Here is a 12,393-nt window from a genome sequence, read left to right as displayed (position 1 = left end):
GTTACTGCCTTGGTAGGGAGAGGGTGGCCTGCAGGCCGCCCTGCGGACGATTTTCCAGCACCAGATCGCCGCCGTGGGCGTGGGCTATGTTGCGGGCAATGCCCAGACCCAGACCGGTGCCGGCCAGATCCGTGCTGAGCCGGTAGTAGGGCTCGAAGATGCGTTCGAACTGATCCTCCGGCAGGCCAGGCCCCTCGTCCATGATGAACAGGATCAGCATCTCCTCATCGTCCATGATGATGATGCGCACCCGTTGGCCGTACTTGATGCCGTTGTCCACCAGGTTGCCGATGCAGCGCTTGAGGGCCAGCGGCTTGCCGCGGTAGGGCTGCTTGCAGTGGCCTTCGATGGTCAGCCGCTCGTCGTGCAGGTTCATGGCTTCCGCCATCTGCTCCAGCATGGCGTCGATGTCGAGCTGCTCGATGTTCTCGTGGATGTCGGTGTCTTTCACCGTCTGCAGCGCCCCCTTCACCATCAGCTCCAGCTCGTCCAGGTCCTTGTTGAACTTGGCGATCTGCTGCTCGTCGTCGAGCAGTTCGACCCGCAGCCGTAGCCGGGTGATGGGGGTCTTGAGGTCGTGGGAAATCGAGCTGAACAACCGCTCTCTATCGTCGATATAGCGGCGGATGCGGTGCTGCATGATGTTGAAGGCGCGGGTGGCCGCCACGATCTCGGAGGCCCCCTCCTCTTTTAGGGAGGGCTGGTCGATGTCCTTGCCGAGGTTGACCGCCGCCTTGGCCAGCCGGCGCAGCGGCCGGGTCTGCCAGCGCACCAGCAGGAAGGTGAAGAAGCAGAGGAACACCGTCATCAGGGCGATGAAGCGCACCTGGTTGCTCGGCATGACGGTGTCGTCGAGCGTCATGTAGGGGGCCGGCAGCAGGGCCGCCAGATAGAGCCACTCGCCCGGTTCTATCTCGATCTGGGTCACCAGCACAGGTGGATTGATCGGCTCCAGCGACAGGGTGTAGCGGGCCCAGGAGGAGGGCAGATCCGCCAGCAGGGTGTCGTTGTTGAAGACGTGCAGCTCTTCGGGCCGCGAGAAATCCACCTTGATCGCCATGGCGTCGGAGAGTTTGCGGGTCAGCACCCCCTGCACCTCTTTGAGCACCAGCGTCTTGCGTTCGCTGTCGGGGATGGCGCTGATGTGGATCTCTTCCTCGTTCAGCGACACGAAAAAGCGGCTGCCGCCCATGTTGCGCAACTGGTCCAGCGCGATGTGGCGGTACTGCAACGGCAGAGATTTGAAGAAGTTGACGGTGGAGGCGGCCGACAGCGCCAGGTTTCGGGTGGTACTGAGCATGCCTTCCAGTTCCCGCTTCTGGATCTGCTGCATCCAGATGCCGGTGAGGATGGTCTGGGAGAGCAGGATCGCCAGCAGCAACAGCAGCAGCATCCGCGACAGCAGGGAACGGGGCACCAGCGCCCGCCAGAACCATCTGGTATTCATGGGATCTCTCGCCTTGTGTCGATCAGCATGCCGTCGCTACCTTGCTGGCTCTCATGGGATCTCGTGCACCTCGGCGATCAGCATGTAGCCGCTGCCGCGAATGGTCTTGATGATGCGCGGGCTCTTGCCGTTGTCACCCAGCTTCTGGCGCAAGCGGCTGATCTGCACGTCGATGCCGCGCTCCATCGGCAGGCTTTCGCGACCGCGGGTGGCGTCCGAGATGGTATCCCGATCCAGCACCACGCCGGGCTGTTGCAGGAACATGCCGAGCAGCAGGGCATCGCTGCCGGAGAGATCCAGCAGGCTGCCATCCTCGTGGGTCAGCTGGTGGCTCAGGGTATCCAGGGTCCACTCGGCGAAGCGCAGCCGGCGGCTCGGCTCTTTCTCTTTCTCCGGCTGGCGGAATTCGGCGCGGCGCAGCAGCGCCTTGATGCGGGCCTGCAGCTCGCGCGGGCTGAACGGCTTGGCGATGTAGTCATCGGCACCGAGCTCGAGGCCGATCACCCGGTCCGCTTCGTCGGAGGCGGCGGTCAGCATGATGATGGGCACCTGGGAGTCGCGACGGATCTGCTGGCAGAGGGTAAAGCCGTCGTCACCCGGCATCATGATATCGAGAATGATGAGGTCCGGGTTGTGCTGGGCGAGCTGCTTGCGCATCTCGTTGCCCTCCGCTGCGGTCAATACCTCGAAGCCGGCCCTGGTCAGGTATTCGTTGAGCAGCTCGCGGATCTCTTGGTCGTCGTCGACGATCAGCAGTTGTTTGCTCGTTGACATATGTATGTGCATCCACCCATTTTTTTGTGCAGATTGAACCTGTCAGGGGCGCAAAAAGCAAGCAAGCCCCCCATCTAATGTGAGGTTATGGGCAATATCCTCCCATATCCTGCCGTGCAAATAAAAAAGGCCGACCCAAACGGGCCGGCCAATACGCAGATTCCGACGGCAGAAGTGCACCCCGTGTGGCGCACTCCACAGACTCGATGACGGGCCGGGCAGACCGACCCCAAAACCGGTGACAGGAGCCCGCTTCGCCGGGAAGCAGGAGCGGGCTCCTCTCTGTCAATCCAGCCCCGACCGGCGAACCGGCCAGGGGGATACTTACACTCGTTCGAACACGGTGGCGATGCCCTGACCCAGGCCGATGCACATGGTGGCAACCCCCAGGGTGGCGTCCTTCTCTTCCATCAGGTTGAGTAGGGTGGTGGAGATGCGGGCGCCGGAGCAGCCGAGCGGGTGACCCAGGGCGATGGCGCCGCCGTTCAGGTTCACCTTCTCATCCACCACGTCTTGCAGACCCAGATCCTTCACGCAGGGCAGGGACTGGGCGGCAAACGCCTCGTTCAGCTCGAACAGGTCGATGTCGCCGATGGTCAGGCCGGCCCGCTTGAGCGCCTTCTGGGTGGCCGGCACCGGGCCGTAACCCATGATGGCGGCATCGCAGCCAGCGACGGCCATGGCGCGTACCCGGGCACGCGGGGTGAGGCCGAGCGCCTTGGCGCGGTCCGCACTCATCACTAGCATGGCGGCGGCGCCATCGGACAGCGCCGACGAGGTGCCGGCGGTGACGGTACCGTTGACCGGGTCGAACACCGGGCGCAGCTGGCTCAGGGTTTCCACCGTGGTCTCGGGGCGGATCACCTCGTCGTAGTCGTAGAAGAAGCGGGCGCCGCTGGCGTCATGGCCTTCCAGCCCGACGATCTCCTTGGCGAAGCGCCCTTCCACGGTGGCGGCGTGAGCGCGGCGGTGGGAGCGGGCGGCAAACTCGTCCTGCTGTTGACGACTGATGCCGTGCAGCTTGCCGAGCATCTCGGCGGTCAGCCCCATCATGCCGGAGGCTTTCGCCACCGACTTGGCCATGCCGGGGTGGAAGTCTACTCCGTGGCTCATCGGCACGTGACCCATGTGCTCGACGCCACCGATGATGAAGATATCCCCATCACCTACCTGAATGGCGCGGGAGGCATCGTGCAGCGCCTGCATGCTGGAGCCGCACAGGCGGTTGACGGTGACCGCCCCCACCTGCTTGGGAATGCCGGCCAGCAGGGCGGCGTTGCGGGCGATGTTGAAGCCCTGCTCCAGGGTCTGCTGCACGCAGCCCCAGTAGATATCCTCGATCTCGTTCGGGTCGAGGTTGGGGTTGCGCAGCAGGATGGATTTCATCAGGTGCGCGGACAAGTCTTCTGCACGCACGTTGCGGAAGGCGCCGCCCTTGGACCGGCCCATCGGGGTCCGGATACAGTCGACAATGACTACGTCTTTCATGAATGGATCTCCTTTCCGCAATCAGTAGAAGGTTTTGCCCTGGGCGGCCATCTCGCGCAGCTTGTCGCTGACGCGGTAGAGCGGGCCCAAGTCGGCATACTGGTCGGCCATGGCCACGTAGCGATCCAGACCGATAGTGTCCAGATAGCGGAACACGCCGCCGCGGAAGGGAGGGAAGCCCAGGCCGTAGACCAGCGCGATGTCGGCTTCGGCTGGCGTGGCGACTATGCCCTCTTCCAGACAGAGCACCACCTCGTTGATCATCGGGATCATCATGCGGGCGATGATGGCGTCCTTGTCGAAATCCTGTTTCGGCTTGGCGATGGGGGCCAGCAGCTCGTAACTGGCGGCGTCGGCCACCTTCTTCGGCTTGCCCTTCTTGTCCTGCTCGTAGGCGTAGAAGCCCTTGCCGTTCTTTTGACCGAAGCGGTTCACTTCGTACATCACGTCGATGGCGGTACGGCCTTCCTTGCTCATACGTGCCGGGAAGCCCTGCGCCATCACGTCACCGGCATGGTGGCCGGTGTCGATGCCGACCACGTCCAGCAGGTAGGCAGGGCCCATGGGCCAGCCAAACTCTTTCTCCATCACCTTGTCGACGGCAGCGAAGTCGGCGCCATCGGCGACCAGCTTGTTGAAGCCGAAGAAGTAGGGGAACAGCACCCGGTTGACGAAGAAGCCTGGGCAGTCGTTGACCACCACCGGGGACTTGCCCATGGCGGCGGCGTAGGCCACCACGCGGTTGATGGTTTCATCGGAGGTCTGCTCGCCGCGGATGATCTCCACCAGCGGCATGCGGTGCACCGGGTTGAAGAAGTGCATGCCGCAGAAGTTCTGCGGGCGCTTCAGCCCCTTGGCCAGCAGAGAGATGGGAATGGTGGAGGTGTTGCTGGCGAGCACGGCGTCTTCGCCAATGATCCCTTCTACTTCGCCCAGTACGGCGGCTTTCACCTTGGGATTCTCGACCACGGCTTCGACTACTACGTCCACATGCTTGATGTTGTCATAGCTGAGAGTCGGGGTGATGGCGGAGAGCACCTGGCCCATCTTGATACCGTCGATGCGGCCCTTTTCGAGCTGGCCGTTGAGCAGCTTGGTGGCTTCACCCATGCCAAGTGCCAGCGCCTTCTCGTTGATGTCCTTCATCACCGCCGGGATACCCTTGCTAGCGGATTGGTAGGCGATGCCGCCCCCCATGATGCCGGCACCCAGTACGGCGGCGTGGCCAGTGGCCTTAGCTGCCTGCTTGGCAGCCTTCTTGGCCAGCGCCTTGATGTGCTGATCGTTGAGGAAGATACCGACCAGCGCCTTGGCGACATCGGTCTTGGCCAGCTTGATGAAGCCTTGCGCCTCGACGGCCAGCGCCTCGTCACGACCCATGCCGGCAGCCGCTTCGACGGTTTTCACCGCCGTCATCGGCGCCGGGTAATGTTTGCCCGCCACGGCGGCAACCATGCCGGCGGCGGTGGTGAAGCTCATCATTGCTTCCAGTTTGGAGAGGCGCAGCGGGGCCTTCTTGGCGGCGCGGCGGCCCTGCCAGTCCAGCTTGCCTTTGATCGCGTCCTTGAGCATCTGCACCGCAGCGCTCTGCAGCGCGTCGGGGGCGACCACGGCGTCGATGGCACCCACCTTGAGGGCGTCATCGGCACGGTAATCCTTGCCGGTGGTGATCCACTCCAGCGCGTTGTCGGCGCCGATCACCCGCGGCAGACGGACGGTGCCGCCAAAGCCCGGCATGATGCCGAGTTTGGTCTCGGGCAGGCCGATTTTGGCTGTGGTGTCTGCCAGACGGAAATCGGTGGAGAGAATGGTCTCGCAGCCGCCGCCCAGGGCGTGGCCCTTGATGGCACAGAGGGTGGGCACCGGCAGATCTTCGATGGCGCTGAAGATGTCGTTGGCCTTTTTCAGCCAGCCGAGCAGATCAGCCTGCGGCAGATCGAACAGTTCCAGGAATTCGGTAATGTCGGCGCCGACGATGAAGGCGTCTTTGCCGGAGGTGAGGATCAGACCTTTTAGTTCACGTTCTTGTTGTAATGCGGCGATCGCTTCGCTCAGGGAGAGCAGGGTTGCGCGATCCAGCTTGTTGACTGAACCCGGAGCATCGAACCTCAGCTCGGCAATGCCGTCTTCGAGGTAGCTGACCGTCAGGGTTTCGCCTTGGTAGATCATGAGAGTGTCTCCTTGTTCCCACATGGTGGGGGGTGGTGCTCCTTTATCCCCAGCAGGGGGCGAGGCTCACTATTGATCCAAAAGAAGACAATTTCAACACCTATTTAAAACATTTGTTTAACAGATCTCGAGTAAAAGCTCGCCTCAGATTAACAACCAAAATAAAGGCGTCTGATGACGCCTTTATTAACCTTGTGTGGCCTCAGCTGGCCAGCTCGGGCCGGTCGCGATACTGGCTCAGCACCTCGGGATCGGCGAGGGCGTGGGTGTTGTTGACGGGCCGGTTGTGCACCACTTCCCGCACCGCCAGCTCTACTATCTTGCCGGACTTGGTGCGCGGAATGGCGTCCACCTGCAGGATGCGGGCCGGCACGTGACGGGCGGTGCAGTGCAGGCGTACCTGCTGGCGGATGCGCTCACGCAGCGCTTCGTCCAGCATGAGGCCTGGCTTGAGCTTGACGAACAGCACCACCCGCTCGTCCTGTTGCCACTGCTGGCCGATGACGATGCTCTCTTCTACTTCCTCCAGCTGCTCGACATAGCGGTAGATCTCGCTGGTGCCGATGCGCACGCCGCCCGGGTTGAGGGTGGCGTCGGAGCGACCGTAGAACAGGATGCCGCCGGTCGGGGTCAGCTCGATCCAGTCGCCATGGCACCAGATGTTGTCGAACCGTTCGAAATAGGCGGCGTGGTACTTGTCGCCGCTGTCGTCCCCCCAAAAGCCGATCGGTTGGGCCGGGAAGGGTTTGGTACAGACCAGCTCGCCCTTTTCGCCCTGCACCGGCTGGCCCGTTTCGTTGAACACCTGTACCGCGAGGCCGAGGCCGCGTCCCTGGCTCTCACCGCGGTAGACGGGGCTGATGGGGTTGCCGATGACGAAGCAGGAGCAGATGTCGGTGCCACCTGAGATGGAGCTGAGCTGCACATCCTGCTTGATCTGCTGATAGACGTAGTCGAATCCCTCCGGCGACAGCACGGAACCGGTGCTGCAGATAAGCCGCAACTGCGGCAGCTGGTGGGTCTTGATCGGGGCATAACCCTGCTTGTGCAGCGCATCCAGGTATTTGGCCGAGGTGCCGAACAGGGCGACCTCTTCGTCGCGGGCGAGATCCCACAACACGTTGCCGTCCGGGTAGAAGGGGGAGCCGTCGTAGAGCACCAGGGTGGCGCCGGAGGCGAGCGCGCTCACCAGCCAGTTCCACATCATCCAGCCGCAGGTGGTGAAGTAGAAGATGCGCTCCCCCGGCTTGATGTCGCAGTGCAGCTGGTGCTCTTTCAGATGTTGCAGCAGGGTGCCGCCGATGCCGTGCACGATGCACTTGGGCTTGCCGGTGGTGCCGGACGAATAGAGGATGTAGAGCGGGTCATTGAAGGCCATGGGCTCGAATTGCAGGCTGGCATCCGGCTGACCGGCCAGGATCTGGCGCCAGTCGTGGCCCAGCTGCAGGGGATGGCCCAGCAGGGGGATGATGACTGTCTGCTGTATGCTGTCGATCTGGCTGACGACCCCCGCCACTTTGTCCTGAATGTCGATGGCCTTGCCGTTGTAGCGGTAGCCATCCACCGCAAACAGCACCCGCGGCCGGGTCTGGCCGAAGCGCTCCACCACGCTGGCTTCGCCGAAATCGGGGCTGGTGGAGGTCCAGATCGCCCCCAGGCTGGTGGTCGCCAGCATGGCCACCACGGTTTCCGGGATATTGGGCAGGTAGGCCGCCACCACATCGCCCCGGCTGATTCCCTGGCCACGCAGCCACTGGGCCAGCCTGGCGACCTGATCCGCCAGCTCGCACCAGCTCAAGGTCTGGCTGGGGCTACCTTCGATGCGGGAGATGATGGCCGGCGTGTCATCCTGGCGGCGCAACAGGTTTTCGGCGAAGTTGAGCCGGCTGTCGGGGAACCAGCGGGTGCGCTGCATCTCCTGGCGGTTCTCCGCCACTATGTTGCCGAGCTCGCCTTTGACGCCGCAGTGCTGCCACACCAGCGGCCAGAAACGGGTTGTCTTCTCCACCGACCACTGGTAGAGCTGGGCGTAGCTGTGCAGCTGCAGGCCGTGGAAGCGGTTGACCTCGGCCATGAAGTGCTGGAGGTTGGATTGCTGAATCCGCTCCTGATCCGGTTGCCACAGGCAAAGGTTGTGCATGAGTAGTCCCTGACTGCATGTATCTACCGGCAGTGTATTGAATTGTTTTTTATTTGTTAATGGTTGGTTTTTGTTTCATAACAAAAGCCTTGTAACGTATGCGTTACCTCACGAAGCGATTGCTTGACGGTTCGAGCCTTGATTCGCTTGATGTTATGCTGAAACCACATTTCTCCCGGAGCAGGACGCCATGAGCAGCTACAGCCAACTTTTTGCCCAGCACCTCGACACCTTGCAGCAGCGCACCCGCGACATACTGCAACAGCAGGGACTGAGCGGTCTGGCCATCCACTCCGGCCAGACCCACCGCATCTTCCTCGATGATCAGGATTACCCCTTCAAGGTGAACCCCCAGTTCAAGGCCTGGTTGCCGGTGCTGGACAATCCCCACTGCTGGTTGCTGGTGGACGGTGTGAACAAGCCGGTGCTGCTGTTCTACCGGCCGGTGGATTTCTGGCACAAGGTGGCGGAGCTGCCTAACGCCTTCTGGGTCGACTTCTTCGATATACGCTTCCTGACCCGCCCGGAGCAGGTTGCCGATCACCTGCCGGCCAACAAGCAGGAGTGGGCCTATCTGGGCGGCCACCTGGAGGTGGCCGAGCTGCTGGGGCTGGGCCAGCCCAATCCGGAGGCGGTGCTCAACTATCTGCATTATCATCGCGCCTACAAGACGGCCTATGAGCTGGAATGCCTGCGCGATGCCAACCGCATCGGGGTACGCGGCCACATTGCGGCCAAGGACTCCTTCATGGCGGGGGCGAGCGAGTTCGAGATCAACCTGGCCTACATGAAGGCGGTCGGGCAGGGGGCCAATGAGGCGCCCTACGGCAATATCGTTGCCATCAACCGCAATGCGGCCATCCTGCACTACACCCACCTCTCCACCCAGCGGGTGCCCGATGCGGAGCGGCACTCCTTCCTCATCGACGCCGGTGTGGATGTGCACGGCTATGCCTCCGACATCACCCGGACCTGGGCCTGGCGCCGCGGTGAATTTGCCGATCTGATTGCGGCGCTGGATGCCCAGCAGCAGGAGATCATCGAGGAGATCAAGCCGGGTCGCCGTTACAGCGAGCTGCATCTGCAGATGCACCACCGACTGGCGCGCCTGCTGCAAGCCACCGAGCTGGTGGACATGTCGGTGGACGAGATGATCCATACCGGGGTGACCAACGTCTTCTTCCCCCACGGTCTCGGCCACTTCCTCGGCCTGCAGGTACACGATGCCGGCGGCTTCATGCAGGATGAGCGCGGTACCCACCTGTCGGCCCCCGAACAGTTCCCCTACCTGCGCTGCACCCGGGTGATGGAAGTGGGCCAGGTGTTCACCATCGAGCCGGGGCTCTACTTCATCGACAGCCTGCTGGAGCCGCTGCGCCTCGGTGAACAGGGCAAACGGGTCAACTGGAACAAGGTCGAGGCGCTGCGCCCCTATGGCGGCATCCGCATCGAAGACAACGTGGTGCTGCACGCCAACGGGGTGGAAAACCTGACCAGACAAGCAGGGCTCTGATGGCGGCAGACTATTCCATACCGGCTGCACCGCTGGAGGTGAGTGAGGAGATCAAGAAGAGCCGCTTCATCACTTATATTGCCCACACGCCGACCGTAGAGGCTGCCAAAGCCTGGGTCGGCGAGATAAAACAGCAACATCCCGGGGCCCGGCATCACTGCTGGGCCTTTGTCGCCGGTGCCCCGCAGGACAGTCAGGTGTACGGTTTCAGTGATGACGGCGAGCCTTCGGGCACCGCCGGCAAGCCCATGCTGGCCCAGCTGATGGGGGCCGGTCTCGGGGAGATCGCTGCCGTGGTGGTGCGCTATTACGGTGGGGTACTGCTGGGCACCGGCGGCCTGGTCAAGGCCTATGGCGGTGGCGTGGGCGCCGCCCTCAAGCAGCTCGAAACCCGTATCAAGCGCCAGCAGACGGCCTCCCTCATCCAGTGCGACTATACCGACATGGGAGCGGTGGAAGCGCTGATCCAGGCGCATCAGGGTCAGTTGCTGGCGGCCGACTACGGCGCCAGCGTCACCCTGCAGGTGGCGTGGGAAGCCGCTGTTTGGAGCAGAATTGCACAGGAATTGACCGACCGAACCCAGGGTCGGGTATCCCTTCGTCCCTTAGATGGCTAGAATCCATCGCTCTTTTAGTCTGAAGAGGGAGCCGGAATGCAGATTCTGAGCATCATTCGTATCGTGGGCCTGCTGGTCGCGCTGTTCAGTTCGACCATGTTGCTGCCCGCGCTGGTCGCCTTTGGCTATCGTGATGGCGGTGGTGCCGAGTTCGTCAACTCCTTCTTCATCGCCCTGCTGCTCGGCGCCGCGCTCTGGTTTCCCAACCGCCATCAGAAGAAAGATCTCAGATCCAAGGAAGGCTTCCTCATCGTCGTGCTGTTCTGGGTGGTGCTGGGCAGCGTGGGGGCCTTGCCATTCCTGCTGGGAGAGGTACCCGGCATGACGGTGTCGGAGGCCTTCTTCGAGTCGTTTTCCGGCCTGACCACCACGGGGGCGACCGTGCTCACCGGGCTGGACAACCTGCCCAAGGCGTTTCTGTTCTATCGCCAGCTGCTGCAGTGGCTGGGGGGGATGGGGATCATAGTGCTGGCGGTGGCCATACTGCCACTGCTCGGCATCGGGGGCATGCAGCTCTATCGCGCCGAAATTCCGGGGCCGGTCAAGGACAACAAGGTCACCCCGCGCATCGCCGAGACGGCCAAGGCGCTCTGGTTCATCTATCTGCTGCTCACCTCCCTCTGTGCCCTGGCGTACTGGATGGCGGGCATGACCCTGTTCGATGCCATCTGCCACTCCTTCTCCACCCTGTCGGTGGGCGGCTTCTCGACCCACGACGCCAGCATCGGCTTTTTCAACAGCCCGGCCATCAACCTGATTACTGTGGTGTTTCTGCTGCTGGCGAGTGTCAACTTTGCCCTGCACTTCATGGTGTTCGCCCACAAGCCGGTGCGGCTGAGCAACTATCTGCGCGACTCCGAGCTGAAGGTGTTTCTGAGTATCCAGTGCGTGCTGGTGCTGATCTGCTTCGTTTCCCTCTTGTTTCACGGCCATTACGCCACCTGGCAGGAGGCGCTCAACCACGGTCTGTTTCAGGCGGTGTCGCTGGGCACGACCACCGGCTACAGCACGACCAGCTATGCGGAGTGGCCCTCCTTTCTACCCATGCTGCTGATGTTCTCGGCCTTCATCGGCTGTTGTGCCGGCAGTACCGGGGGCGGCATCAAGGTGATGCGCTTCATGATCCTGTTCCTGCAGGGGATGCGCGAGCTGAAGCGGCTGGTGCACCCGCGCGCCATTTATACCCTCAAGCTGGGTCGTCGTGCCGTGCCTGAGCGGATCGTGGAAGCTGTATGGGGCTACTTCGCCACCTACATCATCCTGTTCTTCATTTTTATGTTGTTGCTGCTGATGACCGGCTTGAACGAGGTGACCGCTTTCTCCGCCGTGGCGGCTGCGTTCACCAACGTGGGGCCGGGGCTGGGCGAGGTGTCGGCCAACTTCGGCAAGATCTCGGCAACGGCACAATGGATACTGGTCGTCGCCATGCTGTTTGGCCGATTGGAAATCTTCACTCTTCTGGTACTGTTTACCCCTGCATTCTGGCGTAGTTGAGGTTGGTATGGACAAGATTCTGGTGCTTTATTCTTCCCGTGACGGGCAAACACGAAAGATCGTCGATGCCATGCTGGCAGAGACCGAGGGGTGTGAGGTGGTGATGCAGGATCTGCATACCCTGCCGAAGTGCAATCTCAGCAAGTTCAAGAAGGTGCTGATCGGTGCCTCCGTTCGTTATGGCAACTTCCACCCCAGTCTGTTCAGCTTTATCCACGCTCATCACGAACAGCTGGAAGTGGCCAACGCCGCCTTCTTCTGCGTCAACCTGACGGCCCGCAAGCCGGAAAAGCAGACTCCGCAAACCAACGCCTATATGAAGAAGTTTCTGCGCCTCTCTCCCTGGAAGCCGAAAACCCTGGGAGTGTTTGCCGGTGCGCTGCAGTACTCCCGCTACAACTGGTGGCAGACCCGCATCATCCAGCTGATCATGAAGATCACCGGTGGCAGCACGGATACCAGCAAGGACCTCGAGTTTACCGATTGGGAAAAAGTGCGCGGCTTTGCCCGGGATTTCTGGTCAAATAGATAGCAATCCATCGTCCTGAATGGCCTGAGCGCCGCGGTTGCGGGGTTTTTTGTTGGATAAATAGGCGTTTGAACTGCTGAAAGCCAAAAAATGCCAATTTTTGCAAAATTCCCCTTGTCATCGCGGCGCGGCTCCCTATAATGCGCCCCTACCAGCACGGCGGAACACGCCAACCTGATGAGCCAGCTTCCTTGCGAAGTGGGCGCCGAAAGAAAAGCGAAA

The 12,393-nt window shown here is 61.9% G+C and carries 9 protein-coding genes; 4 read left to right on the top strand and 5 right to left on the bottom strand.

Translation table 11 applies throughout. The features are described from left to right. Position 1: 1 nt before the first annotated feature. The 5 genes from ACB032_RS21305 to ACB032_RS21285 form a co-directional block, all read right to left on the bottom strand. The gene (locus ACB032_RS21305; RefSeq protein WP_016348991.1) at positions 2–1,447 is read right to left on the bottom strand and encodes an ATP-binding protein; all 1,446 of its coding nucleotides are present in this window, start codon (positions 1,445–1,447) and stop codon (positions 2–4) included. Positions 1,448–1,498: 51 nt separating this feature from the next. Then, complete coding sequence (locus ACB032_RS21300; protein ID WP_016348992.1) at positions 1,499–2,221, bottom strand: response regulator; 723 nt, start codon at positions 2,219–2,221, stop codon at positions 1,499–1,501. Positions 2,222–2,545: 324 nt separating this feature from the next. Then, a complete protein-coding gene (gene fadA / locus ACB032_RS21295; RefSeq protein WP_016348993.1) occupies positions 2,546–3,709 on the bottom strand; it encodes an acetyl-CoA C-acyltransferase FadA in 1,164 nt (387 codons plus the stop codon). A gap of 21 nt (positions 3,710–3,730) precedes the next feature. Next, positions 3,731–5,878: a fatty acid oxidation complex subunit alpha FadB gene (gene fadB, locus ACB032_RS21290; RefSeq protein ID WP_371138711.1), complete on the bottom strand. Its 2,148-nt coding sequence runs from the start codon at positions 5,876–5,878 to the stop codon at positions 3,731–3,733. Between the two features lie 202 nt (positions 5,879–6,080). Continuing rightward, positions 6,081–8,018, bottom strand: coding sequence for an acetoacetate--CoA ligase (locus ACB032_RS21285; protein ID WP_371138710.1), 1,938 nt, complete (start codon positions 8,016–8,018; stop codon positions 6,081–6,083). Between the two features lie 190 nt (positions 8,019–8,208). Between ACB032_RS21285 and pepQ the strand changes: the two genes are divergently transcribed. The 4 genes from pepQ to hemG are packed head-to-tail and all read left to right on the top strand — an operon-like array spanning position 8,209 to position 12,174. After that, positions 8,209–9,531 (top strand): Xaa-Pro dipeptidase, encoded by a 1,323-nt coding sequence (gene pepQ, locus ACB032_RS21280; protein WP_371138709.1) that lies wholly within the window; start codon positions 8,209–8,211, stop codon positions 9,529–9,531. After that, complete coding sequence (locus ACB032_RS21275) at positions 9,531–10,148, top strand: YigZ family protein (RefSeq protein ID WP_043168037.1); 618 nt, start codon at positions 9,531–9,533, stop codon at positions 10,146–10,148. Before pepQ ends, ACB032_RS21275 begins: the two co-directional genes overlap by 1 nt. 36 nt (positions 10,149–10,184) lie before the next feature. Then, positions 10,185–11,642: a TrkH family potassium uptake protein gene (locus ACB032_RS21270; RefSeq protein WP_011704169.1), complete on the top strand. Its 1,458-nt coding sequence runs from the start codon at positions 10,185–10,187 to the stop codon at positions 11,640–11,642. Between the two features lie 7 nt (positions 11,643–11,649). Beyond that, entirely contained in the window at positions 11,650–12,174 is a 525-nt protein-coding gene (gene hemG, locus ACB032_RS21265) for a menaquinone-dependent protoporphyrinogen IX dehydrogenase (RefSeq protein WP_371138708.1), read from the top strand. The last annotated feature ends 219 nt before the right edge of the window (positions 12,175–12,393 follow it).

It is taken from the genome of Aeromonas sp. S5(2024) (assembly GCF_041403025.1).
Classification (GTDB): domain Bacteria; phylum Pseudomonadota; class Gammaproteobacteria; order Enterobacterales; family Aeromonadaceae; genus Aeromonas; species Aeromonas hydrophila.
This window is presented reverse-complemented; position numbering and strand designations above follow the sequence as displayed.